11 protein-coding genes and 2 pseudogenes are annotated in these 15,691 nt (G+C 36.2%); 6 read left to right on the top strand and 7 right to left on the bottom strand.

Annotated elements, in window-relative coordinates; genetic code table 11:
* Window positions 1-114 precede the first annotated feature (114 nt).
* Window positions 115-974, top strand: a protein-coding gene (locus tag ABWU71_RS02460; RefSeq protein WP_353284076.1) for an IS630 family transposase whose coding sequence is annotated in 2 segments (ribosomal slippage) — window positions 115-439 and window positions 439-974 — 861 coding nt in all. Because the reading frame shifts where the segments join, the coding sequence is not laid out codon by codon here.
* Between the two features lie 27 nt (window positions 975-1,001).
* Here ABWU71_RS02460 and ABWU71_RS02455 read toward each other — a convergent pair.
* Window positions 1,002-1,455 (bottom strand): annotated as a pseudogene (locus ABWU71_RS02455) (IS5 family transposase); the annotation flags it as partial.
* 48 nt (window positions 1,456-1,503) lie between these two features.
* Entirely contained in the window at window positions 1,504-2,652 is a 1,149-nt protein-coding gene (locus tag ABWU71_RS02450; RefSeq protein WP_353284715.1) for a DEAD/DEAH box helicase, read from the bottom strand.
* Window positions 2,653-2,977: 325 nt separating this feature from the next.
* Between ABWU71_RS02450 and rimM the strand changes: the two genes are divergently transcribed.
* From rimM to ABWU71_RS02435, 3 genes are all read left to right on the top strand, one after another.
* A complete protein-coding gene (rimM, locus tag ABWU71_RS02445; RefSeq protein ID WP_353284714.1) occupies window positions 2,978-3,484 on the top strand; it encodes a ribosome maturation factor RimM in 507 nt (168 codons plus the stop codon).
* 62 nt (window positions 3,485-3,546) lie between these two features.
* Window positions 3,547-4,113: an elongation factor P gene (gene efp / locus ABWU71_RS02440; protein ID WP_012673415.1), complete on the top strand. Its 567-nt coding sequence runs from the start codon at window positions 3,547-3,549 to the stop codon at window positions 4,111-4,113.
* Window positions 4,114-4,121: 8 nt separating this feature from the next.
* Window positions 4,122-4,829, top strand: a complete 708-nt coding sequence (locus ABWU71_RS02435) for an inositol monophosphatase family protein (protein ID WP_353284713.1) — start codon at window positions 4,122-4,124, stop codon at window positions 4,827-4,829.
* Here ABWU71_RS02435 and hemA read toward each other — a convergent pair.
* Window positions 4,795-6,006 (bottom strand): 5-aminolevulinate synthase, encoded by a 1,212-nt coding sequence (hemA, locus tag ABWU71_RS02430; RefSeq protein WP_353284712.1) that lies wholly within the window; start codon window positions 6,004-6,006, stop codon window positions 4,795-4,797. The two genes, ABWU71_RS02435 and hemA, sit on opposite strands and share 35 nt — an antisense overlap.
* A 130-nt stretch (window positions 6,007-6,136) precedes the next feature.
* On the opposite strand from hemA, the gene ABWU71_RS02425 reads away from it, so the two are divergent.
* Window positions 6,137-6,996 (top strand): IS630 family transposase gene (locus ABWU71_RS02425; protein ID WP_353284076.1). Its coding sequence is split into 2 segments (ribosomal slippage): window positions 6,137-6,461 and window positions 6,461-6,996, totalling 861 coding nucleotides; the frame shifts between segments, so codons are not numbered across the junction.
* 25 nt (window positions 6,997-7,021) lie between these two features.
* On the opposite strand, the gene ABWU71_RS02420 is transcribed toward ABWU71_RS02425, so the two are convergent.
* From ABWU71_RS02420 to ABWU71_RS02405, 4 genes and pseudogenes are all read right to left on the bottom strand, one after another.
* Window positions 7,022-10,393: a hypothetical protein gene (locus ABWU71_RS02420; protein ID WP_353284711.1), complete on the bottom strand. Its 3,372-nt coding sequence runs from the start codon at window positions 10,391-10,393 to the stop codon at window positions 7,022-7,024.
* Between the two features lie 43 nt (window positions 10,394-10,436).
* Entirely contained in the window at window positions 10,437-12,332 is a 1,896-nt protein-coding gene (gene htpG / locus ABWU71_RS02415; RefSeq protein ID WP_353284710.1) for a molecular chaperone HtpG, read from the bottom strand.
* A gap of 593 nt (window positions 12,333-12,925) precedes the next feature.
* Window positions 12,926-13,785, bottom strand: a protein-coding gene (locus tag ABWU71_RS02410) for an IS630 family transposase (RefSeq protein WP_353284076.1) whose coding sequence is annotated in 2 segments (ribosomal slippage) — window positions 12,926-13,461 and window positions 13,461-13,785 — 861 coding nt in all. Because the reading frame shifts where the segments join, the coding sequence is not laid out codon by codon here.
* A gap of 58 nt (window positions 13,786-13,843) precedes the next feature.
* Window positions 13,844-14,026 (bottom strand): annotated as a pseudogene (locus tag ABWU71_RS02405) (IS630 transposase-related protein); the annotation flags it as partial.
* 136 nt (window positions 14,027-14,162) lie between these two features.
* On the opposite strand from ABWU71_RS02405, the gene ABWU71_RS02400 reads away from it, so the two are divergent.
* A complete protein-coding gene (locus tag ABWU71_RS02400; protein ID WP_353284709.1) occupies window positions 14,163-14,900 on the top strand; it encodes a glutamine synthetase in 738 nt (245 codons plus the stop codon).
* The last annotated feature ends 791 nt before the right edge of the window (window positions 14,901-15,691 follow it).

Genomic DNA, 15,691 nt, shown 5'->3' with positions numbered 1-15,691 from the left:
CCTTTGTCTAGAACGTTCTTTCCACTTCTTGCGATAGAATTCAGGAAAGTTATAGCTCTTTTCATAGAAGTCCGGATGTGATAAGATAAGGATAGACGATGATAAGGAGGTTGAGTGCCAGCAGCATATAGTTATGACTTAAGGAAAAAAGCAATGGAAGCGCTAGAGGAGGGAGGAAGCAGAGAAACAGTGGCAGCAAGATTTAAAATTGGACGAACTACTTTATGGGAGTGGCAGCAAAGAAGAAAAGAAACAGGAGACTTTCAATCAAAAAAACTTGGAAATGGAGGTTACAATCACAAAATTACCGACTGGGATGCCTTTGCTAAATTTGCCAGAGAAAACGGAGGAAAGACTCTGTCGGAAATGGCTAAACTTTGGGGCAACGTTAGTATCCAAACGATCCACCGAGCTCTCAGAAAAATTGGATTTACGCGCAAAAAAAGACATATGGATACAAGGAAAGAAACGAAGAAAAACGTGCTGAATTCTTAAAAATTATAGCAACAAAAGAACCAGAAAACTTAGTTTATATAGATGAGTCTGGCATTGATAACACAGAGGACTATCCATATGGGTATTGCCAGAAAGGACAGCGGTTTTATGGCCTAAAATCTGGAAAGAAAACTCAACGAATCAGTATGGTTGCAGCCTTAAGTAGAAGAAAGATAGTTGCTCCATTAACCTTTGAAGGCCACTGTAATATGGATGTTTTTAATGGATGGTTTGAGCAATTTTTGACACCGATCTTGGAACCTGGACAGACTGTCATTCTTGACAATGCTACTTTTCATAAGTCTGGTAAGATTATCGAGCTTGCTAGAGGAGTTGGTGCAGAAATTTTGTATCTGCCGCCGTATTCTCCAGATTTCAACAAAATTGAGCATCATTGGTTTGCTATAAAAAACAGAGCTAGGAAAAACATTCCTCTATTCGAATCCTTTCGTCGTGCTGTTGATTCTGCCTTCCTATGACCTGTTCGGACTATTATGAGAAATGCTATAAATTGCATGGGGCAAACCTTGCGTATCTACTGCAATATGGCGTTTTATTCCTGAAATCTTTTTGCCTGCATCATAGCCTTTTTCTTCAGCAGTATCTGCATTTTTTACACTCTGTGCATCAATTATGCAGAAGCTGGTTTTTTCTTTCCGACCATTGTTTTGTCGGACCACGCCAACTATTCTTTTTTAACACCAGCTCCAGAACACTTTCTTTATCTGCATCTGGTTTTTCACTCCACTTCTTAAAATAGTCGTAACAATTGCGCCATTTTGGAAACTCTTTTGGTAGCATTCTCCACTGACAACCGCTTTTCAGAACGTATAACACTCCACAAAATACATCATACAAATCAAGTTTCCTTGGTTTTGTTTTTTTTCTACAGGACTCTAGATCTGGTAACATAATCTCAAATCTTTCCCGACTTATATCACTTGGGTATAAACTCCTCATATATCCTAACTTATATATATTATCTCTTAGTTTATTCCTTTCTTGAGATCATGTACAGGTTCTTAGACCGGGGTGTTGCTTTTTAACGCAGTTTATAAAGTTTGATTGACGTAATTTGAGTCTGTAATCTTGGTACGACATTTCTTTAGGCTTAAATTTATTATAAACTTTATAACGCGTACCATCTTCATATACCAAATTGTTCTTACCTTGAAATGCAAAGCTAAGGTTAATTATGCTATTCACATCATCAACTAGAATAAGAGCATTTTCCCCAACCGGGCTTTGTATATTCCATCTCACAGATTCCAGCAGATTATCAGAGTCAACAAGTTTATTGTAATTAAAAACTTCTTCACATTCTTCAACATATTCATGAGCTGGACTAGACTTTTCCCTAGTAAATAAGCTGTGCACGTTAGCAGCTAACCTAAGGAGCAGTTCTTTTGACTCTACTCCAGTTATTTTGGTCAACACCCACCAAATTGGCAACATTACTATAGAAAATATAACGAAAGAAATTATAAGGTATAGATTATTAATTAAAGCGGAATATAACCAATAATCTGAAGTTAGACCAATTATTGCAGCAACATTACTATTTATAATAGGGAATAATGTAATTAAAGGTATTATGGTAGCAGCAACATTCACCACGAATGCTCGATTGAATTTTTCTCTTTCATTAGTTTTTGCAATAACATTTACTGTTTTGATAGTGTTTGAAATGCAGCGTCTACTTGATCTTGTAGGACTGATAATTTTTCCACATCTGTTTAAGATCCTTTTCTTTGGTGTTGCGGTTAGGTAAGTCGTAGGATACTCCGCATCAAGTTTGCACATATTTTCAAAGGCCTGCTGCTTGTTAATACTATCTGCTTCATCAACACTAACCCACAATTTAGGCTTTTCGCCGTTTTGCTCTTCAAATTTTCGATCATTCTCTTGCTGTAAAAGCAGATTATGTGTTACTATAATTGTTGTAGGTTTAGTGGCTTTCAGTGCATTTTTAATTCCTTGCACAGTTTCAAGTGTTTCAATGTCTATAGCAAATGCACTATCTATCATTTTCTTAGCTTGTTCAACTAAATTACCATTTGGCACTGCAACTAAATGGTGATACCCTGCTTGAGCTAGCACATAACTCCACAGTCCAATATCATAAGTCTTGCCAAACCCAGTTTCTGCATCAATCATAGTATCATAGTTAGTGGTGGAAGGATTTTCTAGATGCTTTAGCATCCCTTCAACAACAGGTTTACGACGTTCTACTATTATAGATTCTTTGTTTTCCGAAGAGCTTTATAGATTCACCTTGTAGCTTACTATTAACTTCCTTTAAACGAGGGATAAGCTCTTTTATTTGATTAATAATATTTTGATTAGTAATACATCGAGTCATATCTTCCCACTATTAATACAATATATTCCATAATACATTGTATTGATAGAATTACAACAAACATTTTTAGGTATTTTATGCCTTATAGACAAAAAATCCAACATTAGTTATCATCTTAATATGAACGACAATCTGGTATGCTTAGGAATTATTACCTCTCCTCACGGAATTAAAGGAGCTGTTAAAGTAAAAACCTTTACTGAAAAGCCTGAAAATATCTCCCTATATGGTGAGCTAATCAGTGGTGATGAGAATTATAAAATAGACTCAGTATCCGTCATAGGTGATAATTTAGTAATAGCTACAATAAGCGGAGTAAATTCCCGTAATGAAGCAGAGCTTTTAAGGAGTAAGAAGCTATATATAGAAAGAAGCAAGTTACCAGAGCTAGATGATGAGGATGAATTTTATCAAAGTGACCTTGTAGATATGGAAGTAAGGCTGAAAAGTAATGAATTATATGGCTATGTAAAATCTGTGTATAATTTCGGCTCAGGGGATATATTAGAAATTTTAGTTATCAGCACAAAAAAACGCATTATGCTATCTTTCACTAAAGAGATATTTCCACATATAAATATAAAGGGGAGGTATATAGTATTAAATATGCCAGAATTTATTGACTAATAAAGACTTTGATATTTATATAAAACTATTTATAATTGTAAGATCAAACTGAAAATGTAATTATGGCAGAAAGAGCTAACGATATCAGACCAGGTCAGGTGTTGGAACATAACGGCGGATTATTTTTGGTTGTAGGTATTATGCATACTCAACCTGGTAAAGGTGGTGCATACATACAAGCTGAAATGAAAAACATTAAAACCGGAGCAAAACACTATGAAAGATTTCGTTCTGATGCAACAATCAGAAGGGCAATTTTAGATGAAGAGGAATATGTTTACCTTTTCACTGAAGGAAACATTGTAAATCTTATGCATCCAAGTAATTACGAGCAAATCACTATAAATTTGGATTTATTGGGAGAAAAAAAGATTTATCTACAGGATAACATGAAAATTAAAGTTGTAGCTTATCAAGACAAAATAATTTCTGCGCATGTGCCTGATTATGTTACACTTGCTGTGAAAGAAACAGAGTCTGTTATTAAAGGACAAACTGCTACTGCTTCTTATAAGCCTGCAATTTTGGAAAACGGAATGCGCGTTAACGTGCCTCAGTTTATAAAAGAAGAGGATAAAATTGTAGTATATACTCCAGATGACAGCTATTATGAAAGAGTGAAAGAGTAAAAGGAAGAATGTCCCTCTCATCACCACGAATTAATGTGATGCTTGATTCTGTGCGTAATGCTTCCAAGCAGCTTATGCGCGATTTTAATGAATTGCAAATTTCTAATGTTAAATCAGCAGACTTTATTAATAAAACTTATTCAAAATCCAAGCAAACCATATACGATTGCTTGCACGACTACAAACGAGACTATGGTTTTATTTTTGAAGATGATACTGATCAAGAAGTAAAAGATAACACTTATACCTGGTTTATTATGCCTATAGAGGGCAGGGAGAACTTTTCTAGTTGCATGGTTTATTTTGCAGTATCAGTCTGTCTCATTCATAAAAATAAAGTTGTGGCAGCTGTAATTGATGCTCCGGCTCTTAGAGAAACTTTTTGGGCAGAAGAAAAGAAAGGTGCTTTTCTTGAGGATTTTAGATCTCGTCATGTAAAAATGCGAGTGAAAAGCCGTGAAGGGGGTCTAATAGATGTAAGTGGTAATTTGTTAAATAAATTGCTGCCTGGCAATAGTAATGTACGCTCCATAGGTTCAACAATTTTAGGCTTTGCATACCTTGCGGCAGGAAGGCACAGTGGAATAATTTACTCTGGAATTAATCAATATAAGGCTTTACTTGGTAAGCTTTTCCTGCAAGAAAGCGGTGGAAGGTTAACAGAAAATAATGGGTTAATTATTACTGATGATATTGCAAACAGGCTACAGAAATAGACAACTTTTCGAAAACTTTTACAATAGATTCTCTTAAATGCTCTATCATTTCATCTGTATGATAAGGTGTAGGGGTAATACGGAAACGCTCAGTTCCTCTTGGCACCGTTGGATAATTTATATGTTGAACGTATATTCTATGCTCATCAAATAATAATTTTGATGCTTTTTTGGATAACTCTGAGTCGCCAATTATTATTGGAATTATATGAGTTTCTGTTGGAATGAAGTTAATTCCCGCATTTCTCAGTGAGTTTTTTACTTTTTCAACGACTTGCTTTTGCTTTTCCCTTTCAATGTTGCTCGATTTTAGGTGCTCAACGCTTGCCTTTGCTGCCGCTGCTAAAACAGGCGACATAGCAGTGGTGAAAATAAATCCTGGAGCGGAACTTCTTATTACATCTACCAAGCTCTTTGAAGACGCTATATACCCACCCATCACTCCAAAAGCCTTCGATAGTGTACCTTGAATGACGGTTATTCTATCCATTAAGCCTTCTCTTTCTGCAATTCCGCCACCATGTGAACCATACATGCCAACTGCGTGCACCTCATCCAAATAGGTAATTGCATTATGTTGATCTGCAAGATCGCATATCGCTTCAAGCGGCGCTATATCGCCATCCATTGAATATACGGATTCAAGCGCTATTATTTTTGGTGTCTTTTTGTCTATAGACTTGAGTAACTGCTCTAGATGATCAACATCATTGTGTTTAAATATATGTTTTGGTCTTTTTCCTGATTTTATGCCTTCTATCATCGAAGAATGGTTTTTCTCGTCTGAAAAAATTACTACGCCAGGAATAACAGACGATAAAGTGCTAAGTGTTGTCTGGTTAGCGAGGTAGCCACAAGCAAAAGTTAAAGCAGCCTCTTTTTTATGCAAACAAGCTAAGGATTTTTCAAGTTCGACAACCTCTTTTGTTGTACCAGATATATTTCTTGTTCCTCCAGCACCAACAGATGAATTTTGGATAGCGGCAATTACACTCTCATTTTGTGACATTCCCAAATAGTTATTACTGCACCAGACTATTACTTCCCTATTTCTTTCATAGTCCATAATGTGGGGAAGCCTACCTGGCAATGACGCAAAGTGCGTAAATTCACGGTAGCGCCCCTCATCTTTTATATCTTTTATTTTATTCAAGAATATTTCTTCGTAGTTTACCAAGTCCTTATTTACCGATAATTAACATAATTATAATAAATTATAAAATGGTAAACTACAACCTCAATTTACTGTTATACAGATGTATAGCTCTTTTCATAGAAGTCCGGATGTGATAAGATAAGGAGGTTGAGTGCCAGCAGCATATAGTTATGACTTAAGGAAAAAAGCAATGGAAGCGCTAGAGGAGGGAGGAAGCAGAGAAACAGTGGCAGCAAGATTTAAAATTGGACGAACTACTTTATGGGAGTGGCAGCAAAGAAGAAAAGAAACAGGAGACTTTCAATCAAAAAAACTTGGAAATGGAGGTTACAATCACAAAATCACCGACTGGGATGCCTTTGCTAAATTTGCCAGAGAAAACGGAGGAAAGACTCTGTCGGAAATGGCTAAACTTTGGGGCAACGTTAGTATCCAAACGATCCACCGAGCTCTCAGAAAAATTGGATTTACGCGCAAAAAAAGACATATGGATACAAGGAAAGAAACGAAGAAAAACGTGCTGAATTCTTAAAAATTATAGCAACAAAAGAACCAGAAAACTTAGTTTATATAGATGAGTCTGGCATTGATAACACAGAGGACTATCCATATGGGTATTGCCAGAAAGGACAGCGGTTTTATGGCCTAAAATCTGGAAAGAAAACTCAACGAATCAGTATGGTTGCAGCCTTAAGTAGAAGAAAGATAGTTGCTCCATTAACCTTTGAAGGCCACTGTAATATGGATGTTTTTAATGGATGGTTTGAGCAATTTTTGACACCGATCTTGGAACCTGGACAGACTGTCATTCTTGACAATGCTACTTTTCATAAGTCTGGTAAGATTATCGAGCTTGCTAGAGGAGTTGGTGCAGAAATTTTGTATCTGCCGCCGTATTCTCCAGATTTCAACAAAATTGAGCATCATTGGTTTGCTATAAAAAACAGAGCTAGGAAAAACATTCCTCTATTCGAATCCTTTCGTCGTGCTGTTGATTCTGCCTTCCTATGACCTGTTCGGACTATTATGAGAAATGCTATAACAGTAGGTACTCCCGGTACAAATCTTCCAACCTCATTGTGTGTGTGGTGGTGTTTTCAACTGAGCTTTTAGGCCTACAGCAATATATAACTGCAGCTGCAACCAGACAACAAGCTCCAACTGCTATCCCCACTGCTAACATTTCTAAGTAAACAAAGATAGCTATCGAAGCTACTGCAGCCACGACTAGTGTTGAAACAACTATAGTAGACAATGTGCTTTTTTTGGTATTCTGTGGAGAATCATTATCTTCTTCACTTGGATCATTACCATTTTCTGTATCTTTCACGGGAGGCTTGTCACCACCCAGAGTTATAGTGGAAGCACTATTAGATTGACTTATCACCATACCTATAGACTGCACAGGTATACTACTATCATCCACCCCTTTGCTATTCTGCTCTAGATTATCGGCAGGTAGTTGATCATTACCATTCTTTGACACTACACCTACACTACTATCACCTGCACTTTGCAAATTAGTATTACCTTTTCCACTTGAATCATAAATCTGTACCATAGGTTGAGCTTCCGGCAAAAGTACACCATTTTGATTATTTGCAACTTCATCAGTATCTTCACTAATAGTTTCAACCAGACAACTCACATTCCCTGAAACCTGTGCATCAACATGAATAACATGCTTTCTATCCACAAAGGATAATACTGTGCTATTGTCCACATAGCCGCTGCTTTGTAAACTCACACCACTTTTTTCCACTTTATTGTTTTCAGTATCACTACTCACAGGAGTTACCTGATCACTTGTAGTAGTGCTAACATCTTGTACATCTTTATTGTTTTGATTATCAGACTGTCTACCATTACTTTGAACATTATTCACTTGTCCAGAGTTTTCGTTAGCTACTGAAGGCACTGGTTCTAGTATTGGTGCTGGTTTTGTATCTTGTTCATCAGTTTTAAACGTAGAATTCTTCTCACCATTTGTGCCATTATCTAAAGGATTATCATCATTCGAAGAACCTAGACCACCTGCTTGTTCTACATATCCAGCAGGTTGGACAGGAGCTTGTTTCCTCTTACTACTATCAACTTCAGTGATTACCTTTGAGCCATCATTTTTACCAACATATAGTTCTCTAAATTGCACTTCTTTTCCTTGTTCATTTTTCTTTTTTTCTCCTCTAGATCGTTTTATGCTCTCTTTACGTTTTTTAGCACTATTTTTACCCATTTCACCCTCCTCAAAATTAATGAGCTCTTCTGTCGAGCCCTCTTTATCACCCATGATATTTTCTCCTTTGTCAACATTTTCTTGTGGCTGCTTACTGCCAGCACTTTCAAGTCCTGGATTTTCTGATAGAATGTCACTTGTTATAACTGGAATTTCTAATTCATCTGCAACGTTATTACTTCTTTTTCGTATTATAAAAGTTCCAGAAGTTTGGTCCATTTCATCCCACAAATCTTGACGTTCATGACAGGAATATTTTTGCACATCAATAGAAAATTGCAGAATATTTCTAATTTGCATTAAACTTAATATAAGATCAGTATTCTCTTGACGTTTATTGTCTTTTGGATCTTTAGTGTATTCATCATACACTATGCAAGCAGTCTGAACTAATCCATTTACAATACCTGGCAAGTAGCTGTAATTATATTCACGTAAAGCTTCAGATTGCAATAATTTGTTTTCCTTTTCCAGATCTTCTATGCGCTTTTCTATGCTAGATTTAAAAATCTTACACTCCTCTTGAAAAATTACGTTAATTGCACCCTCTTCTGTGTATAAGTGACATACTTCCTTGACTAAGGAGTAATCTTCTTGGCCTATTGAGTAGTGTGTTGCATTTTTCAGTATATTCTGTATGACCTGCCTAATCACTTGCTCATTATGTGATGCGTTTTGATGGATTTCTTTAGTGTAAAAAAGCACCTCGACTATAACGTCTGTGTTTGTGTATTCAACATTAGACAATGCAATGAGGATTGATTCGTGTATGTTATCAAATTCGTTATTTTTAAGTTTATGATCAAGATAATTAATAACATCATTGCTGCACTCAGCACATTCTTTGCATAGGTGCTCAATAAATGCAATATTGCCAGCATCCAATGCAGTTTTCAGAATTAAATCATAAATTTCTTTTCTGCCACGAGCTCCTATATTTTTCAGGATTTGTTGCCTTAGTATTGTAATAACTTTATCATCTGTAAATGCTTGTTCATATACATTGTAAATGGCACGATCTGCACTATTAGTGTATCGTTTGCACAGGTATTCAATGGCAGATGTGTGTTCCTGGCTTATCGCAGTTTCTAACAAGGTAGCAAAGCTCTTTTTTAATAACTCTTCTGTTGAGGCTTTTTTAGTTAGCTCATTAATATATCTTTCAAATGCATCTAGCACTATCATAATAAATTCTTCATTTTTGATTAGAGATGCTGTTTCAAGCACACCATACGAAGGATCAGGTTTACTTGTTTTTAACACCTGTCCAAAATCTCTTAAAACGTATTCGACAAAAACTGCATTTAATAATTCTTGCTCTTTTCTTAATGCTATAACTGAGAAAAAACCAATCTTATTAGGTTCGACAAGTTGTATAGTTTGATCTTTTAATCTTCCATAAATCCCATCAGTATCATGGAATCTTCCTATAAAAGCTTCAATATATTTTTGACCACTAACAAGTAAAGGTAAAAGACCCAAATTTTCTTCAATAAAAAGTATGTCCTGGTATTTTTCTGCAAGTTTGTTATTAGCTGCAATTGCTAATAGTACTAATTCTTTTACTGGATAATCATACTTGAAACCCTCTTGATCAAATTTATACTGTAATAGTACATTTGAATATATATGTTGGTGATCACTCCGATTTAAATCTAAGTTGAGTTGTTGCTCACAAAAACTCTTTAAATTTACATGATCCAGCGTAATAGACCTGCCTTCATAACCTTCAATATTTTGTACAACCTTGTCTAGTTTTTCACAATTATCTTCTTGTATAGCTTGATTTAGGATATTTATTATTTCAGCAAAAGTTAAACTTTCAGAAATGATATCAAATGAAACTTCATCTTTTAATTCTACGGTAAGCGACCTATCACAACCATCAGGAAAGTTTGCAAGTATTGCATTCTCTAAACTTAGATCTTCAGGGAGTGCATCACATGGATTAGCTGGTATCTCTTGACTTTTGCCATCTAAAACTTCAAACTCTCCTTCAGCCTCTGGATAATTACCTGAATCTTCAGGATGGCAATGCTCTTTAATTTCTTCTTGCCCTAAAATCTCGAATTCTTCTTCAGCACCTGAATCTCCAGAATCCGATTTTTTTAAAATTTTACTTGACTGACTCTGCTCCTGTGATACAAAGTCTCTAGAATCTGTACCAAACATGTTTTACCTCCTAACTAGCAGCTAAGCCGGGCTAAGTATAGCATTAAATAGAAACCTTTCCAAGCAAATTATTCAGTCTCTTAGCAAACAGGCTTGCATCATCCATCTCTTCACCTTCCACGATACAAGCTTGGTAAAATAATAAATGAATCATGTCCTCGAGTGTTAGGCTTTCACCATGTTCAGCATGGGATTTCATTATACTTTTTATTACAGGATGTTTAGTGTTTATTTCAAGCACCTTTGGCGTGCGGTAGTTTAGCTGCTTTTGTTCGCGCAAAAAACGCTCCATGCGAAGATCCATAGCACCTTCATCAACCGCTAGGCATACGGGACTATCAGTCAATTTTTTAGAAATTTTTACGCTTTTTACTGAATCTCCGAGCACTGTGGTAAAATATTGCAGTATAGTTTCCTCAGTTTTTTCTCCATTCGATTTATTTTCTTCATTTTTCTTATCTTCTTCTGAAAAGAATTTTTCCAAATCAACATCTGCGCGGGTTACAGACTTGATTTTCTGATCTTTGTATTCATGAATTACACTAGTCCAGAAATCATCAACTGGATCAACAAATAGGAGCACTTCTAGTCCTTTACTGACGAATCCCTCAAGTTGTGGACTGTTTTTCACTGAATCCAAGCTATTTCCGGTGAGATAATAGATATGCTCCTGCTCAGGCTTCATCCTGCTTATATAGTCATCAATGCTGACTAATTTCTCATCACCAGTGCTATGAAATCTGCAAATCGAGAGCAGTGCCTCTCTCTCATCAGTTGGCATAGCTTCACAAAGACCCTCTTTTAATACTGCACCAAAATTTGTCCAGAATTTTGTGTACTCTTCCAAATTCTCTTTTGCCTTTTTACCGAGCTCTGATATCACGCGCTTAGTGAGGGATTTCCTGATTTGCTCAACAACACGATTATTCTGCAGTGTTTCCCTGCTGATATTAAGAGGCAAGTCCGGTGAATCAACAATACCTTTCAGAAAACGTAAATACTGCGGTATGATCTGTACGTTATCTTCAGTGATAAATACTTTATTTACATATAACTTCACAGAGCAACGTCTATCTGGATGAAATAAATCAAAAGGTTTTATAGAAGGAACATAAAGCAAATTCGTATATTCTATTGCACCTTCATTTTTATTATGCAATATCATCCAAGGCTCCCCGCCAACATGAGCAACACTGCGGAAAAAATCGTTGTGCTCCTCTTGAGTAACGTCATTTTTTGGCTTAGTCCAAATTGCAGCCTTACTGTTTAACTTTTCACTTTTTCCTTCTTCGTCTATAAATTCAACAGGAAAATTTATGTGATCAGAGTAAGTAGTGACAATATTTTCAACACGAAATTTATCTAAAAACCCGTTTTCTTCAGGATGCATAATGAGTGTAATTTTAGTTCCACGAGAAATTTGATTATCTAGTTTACTTATCGAATACTCTCCATCTCCCTTGGATTGCCAGACCCAAGACTCCTCTTCTCCAGCTTTTCTTGATTCTACTATTACTTCTGATGCAACCATAAAGCTTGAGTAAAAACCAACACCAAACTTCCCAATCAGCTCCACAGCTTGGCTTGAATCCTTGCTATTCTTAATCGCATCTAAGAACTTTTGCGTACCAGAGCTTGCAATTGTACCAAGGTTGTCTATTAAATCCTGCCTGTTCATTCCGATGCCATTATCAGTGATATATAGCTCGTTCTTATCTTTATTGGAGCTGATAGTGATTTTTAATTCGTCACTCAAATCTAGCAAATTAGGGTTTAGTTGAGATTCATAGCGCAATTTATCACATGCATCCGATGCATTTGATATTAATTCACGCAGAAAAATGTCTTTATTGGTGTAAAGTGAATGAATCACTATATTCAGTACTTTCCCTACCTCAGCGTCAAATTTTAAATTTTCAGTTTCTTGTATGTTATGCATTTTGAGCTCCATTATTTGCCTACTACCCTAATAATTTAAGTATTGAATCATGATCTTTCAAGGTCACGTACACCAAAATTAATGTGGGTTTAGTTATTATGACACCCAATTTATGGGATCTCTTGCACAACAAACTTTTGGCAGCGCATTGGATGAAACGAAAAACTTACTTGACACCCTTCGCCAGCCCCCTTATCATGATAGTGGAGCTATTTATTTGTCTTCGCAATCTCTGCAGTGGATTAATGACAAAAAAACTTAATGTATTTGGCGTAAATCATGCTTAATTTTTTGCACTATGTGCACCTCATGTCTTTATCAAATTTCTAGCTACACAAGCTGAAATACGCTATTTAAAACATCAAAATTTAAAACATCAAAAAACGCCAACTTAAAAAATGGATAGTGAATAATTAGCTACCCTAGGGTTTCTTTGCCTTTTTTTCTGTTTAGTAAATTTCTTAACGTTTATAATTTAGATTAGTTGCAGCTTAAAAGCGGCTGAGTCACGGTTATTAAGCGTTTAGAATAAAAAAACGCCATACTTGAAAGTATAATGTAAGTATAGCATTTCTCATAATAGTCCGAACAGGTCATAGGAAGGCAGAATCAACAGCACGACGAAAGGATTCGAATAGAGGAATGTTTTTCCTAGCTCTGTTTTTTATAGCAAACCAATGATGCTCAATTTTGTTGAAATCTGGAGAATACGGCGGCAGATACAAAATTTCTGCACCAACTCCTCTAGCAAGCTCGATAATCTTACCAGACTTATGAAAAGTAGCATTGTCAAGAATGACAGTCTGTCCAGGTTCCAAGATCGGTGTCAAAAATTGCTCAAACCATCCATTAAAAACATCCATATTACAGTGGCCTTCAAAGGTTAATGGAGCAACTATCTTTCTTCTACTTAAGGCTGCAACCATACTGATTCGTTGAGTTTTCTTTCCAGATTTTAGGCCATAAAACCGCTGTCCTTTCTGGCAATACCCATATGGATAGTCCTCTGTGTTATCAATGCCAGACTCATCTATATAAACTAAGTTTTCTGGTTCTTTTGTTGCTATAATTTTTAAGAATTCAGCACGTTTTTCTTCGTTTCTTTCCTTGTATCCATATGTCTTTTTTTGCGCGTAAATCCAATTTTTCTGAGAGCTCGGTGGATCGTTTGGATACTAACGTTGCCCCAAAGTTTAGCCATTTCCGACAGAGTCTTTCCTCCGTTTTCTCTGGCAAATTTAGCAAAGGCATCCCAGTCGGTGATTTTGTGATTGTAACCTCCATTTCCAAGTTTTTTTGATTGAAAGTCTCCTGTTTCTTTTCTTCTTTGCTGCCACTCCCATAAAGTAGTTCGTCCAATTTTAAATCTTGCTGCCACTGTTTCTCTGCTTCCTCCCTCCTCTAGCGCTTCCATTGCTTTTTTCCTTAAGTCATAACTATATGCTGCTGGCACTCAACCTCCTTATCATCGTCTATCCTTATCTTATCACATCCGGACTTCTATGAAAAGAGCTATAACCTCCATTTCCAAGTTTTTTTGATTGAAAGTCTCCTGTTTCTTTTCTTCTTTGCTGCCACTCCCATAAAGTAGTTCGTCCAATTTTAAATCTTGCTGCCAATGTTTCTCTGCTTCCTCCCTCCTCTAGCGCTTCCATTGCTTTTTTCCTTAAGTCATAACTATACGCTGCTGGCACTCAACCTCCTTATCATCGTCTATCCTTATCTTATCACATCCGGACTTCTATGAAAAGAGCTATAAATTTACTGGCAAATAAGTAAAGTATTCATATAAATATAGCTAACCTAATATAGATTTACTGAAGCAAATTTATGATTATATTAAGTAATTTGAGTTGTTATGCTGTATTCGGTATTGAACTAGAGTTTTACATTGAAGGAATAGAAAAAGAATACTTATTTCTGAATAGCATCAAAAATAAAATAGCATCTCTTGAATTTTCTTGCGAGAAGGAGAATTCTACACATCAGTATGAGATAAAAAGTGGTTGTTATACGAACTCCGACAATTTAATTAAGCATTTTGAGTTAGCAAAACAATCACTTACTGAAACAGCACAAAAACTAGGTGGGAATATTTCTTTTAAAGCAAAGCCCTATTTGGATAGAGCAGGCAGTGCATTAAATGTGCATGTTAATCTCGTGAATTCAAATAACGATAACTTATTTTATATCAATGAGCAAAAGTACAGTGACTATCTGATTCACAGTATTGGTGGATTATGTGCAATGATGAAAAAACATATGTTGTTTTTCGCTCCAAATGATGATTCATATTTAAGATTTCAGTACCCGGATATTCACACTCCGACTACGATTAGTTGGGGGGTAAATAACAGAACTGCTGCAATAAGAATTCCCTATTTTGGCAACGATTCCAAAAGATGCCGCCTAGAGCACCGTGTTCCTGGAGCAGATTGTAACCTTGAAAAAGTACTCACAGCAATAATTGAAGGTATAGTTTTTGGTATAGAGAACAAAATTGCTCCGCCAAATAGAGTGTATGGCATTGCATCTGATCCTCAATATAAGATGGAGAGTTTGATATAAACTTTAACCACGTTGGTTAACAATAGACTTCTTGCATAACCCAAACTAAGTAGAAAAAAGGTATAGCTATACCGCGATTCATTCGCGGTATCTCTAGATCCCGCTAACAAGCAGCGGGATGACGATTGTCAGGCTAGCTGTCATCCAAGTAGCCTCCCTCCCCTGTCATCCCAGTGTCCCTATGATGTCATCCCAGTGCTTGACACTGGGATGGCTTTGTTGCATCGCTACTTATGAAAGGCTAACTATATTAGGATTATAAGCAACCTATTGAAAATCTTGTTTTTTTGCAATCAATCTGATCAAATTTAAGAATAGTAATTTGTTATTTATATTAATAAATTTAATTCTATTGAAAATAGCTAAAGCATTGAAATTCTTGAATTTTAGCCGGATTAGTGAGCGGTAGTGAAATTTCTTTTACTCAAATTTAGGTATCCACTGACCGTTCTTGTTATAAATACCAGAATAATAAGCTACTGATATTCTCCACCTTTTTTATCTTTAATCCATCATAGCTAGCGATGCAACAAAGCCCACTGGGATCCAGGAATTTTATTAAGTTGGTAAGCATAAAAGTAGCCGTTTTATGTTAAAACACAACGTTCTTGATGAGATTACGGCAAGGCTGGATCCCAGTGTCAAGCACTGGGATGACACCCTTTTTGGGTCCTCTAAGTAGCCTATATAGTGTCATCCAAGTAGCCTCCCTCCCCTGTCATCCCAGTGCTTGACACTGGGATCTAGCAAGCTTTGCTTGCAAATAAGTCTAAGAACCTGTACATGATCTC

The organism is Wolbachia endosymbiont (group A) of Lasioglossum fulvicorne (genome assembly GCF_964028605.1).
Lineage (GTDB): Bacteria > Pseudomonadota > Alphaproteobacteria > Rickettsiales > Anaplasmataceae > Wolbachia.
Note: the sequence above shows the minus strand (reverse complement) of the source record. Positions and strands in the feature narration are given on the sequence as shown.

What these genes read in the sequence shown, in the direction of transcription:
- efp (WP_012673415.1), top strand. Translation starts at nt 3,547, where the DNA reads ATGGCAGAAAGAGCTAACGATATCAGACCAGGTCAGGTGTTGGAACAT.
- ABWU71_RS02450 (WP_353284715.1), bottom strand. Translation starts at nt 2,652, where the DNA reads ATGATTGATGCAGAAACTGGGTTTGGCAAGACTTATGATATTGGACTG.
- ABWU71_RS02435 (WP_353284713.1), top strand. Translation starts at nt 4,122, where the DNA reads ATGTCCCTCTCATCACCACGAATTAATGTGATGCTTGATTCTGTGCGT.
- ABWU71_RS02400 (WP_353284709.1), top strand. Translation starts at nt 14,163, where the DNA reads ATGATTATATTAAGTAATTTGAGTTGTTATGCTGTATTCGGTATTGAA.
- rimM (WP_353284714.1), top strand. Translation starts at nt 2,978, where the DNA reads ATGAACGACAATCTGGTATGCTTAGGAATTATTACCTCTCCTCACGGA.
- ABWU71_RS02420 (WP_353284711.1), bottom strand. Translation starts at nt 10,393, where the DNA reads ATGTTTGGTACAGATTCTAGAGACTTTGTATCACAGGAGCAGAGTCAG.
- htpG (WP_353284710.1), bottom strand. Translation starts at nt 12,332, where the DNA reads ATGCATAACATACAAGAAACTGAAAATTTAAAATTTGACGCTGAGGTA.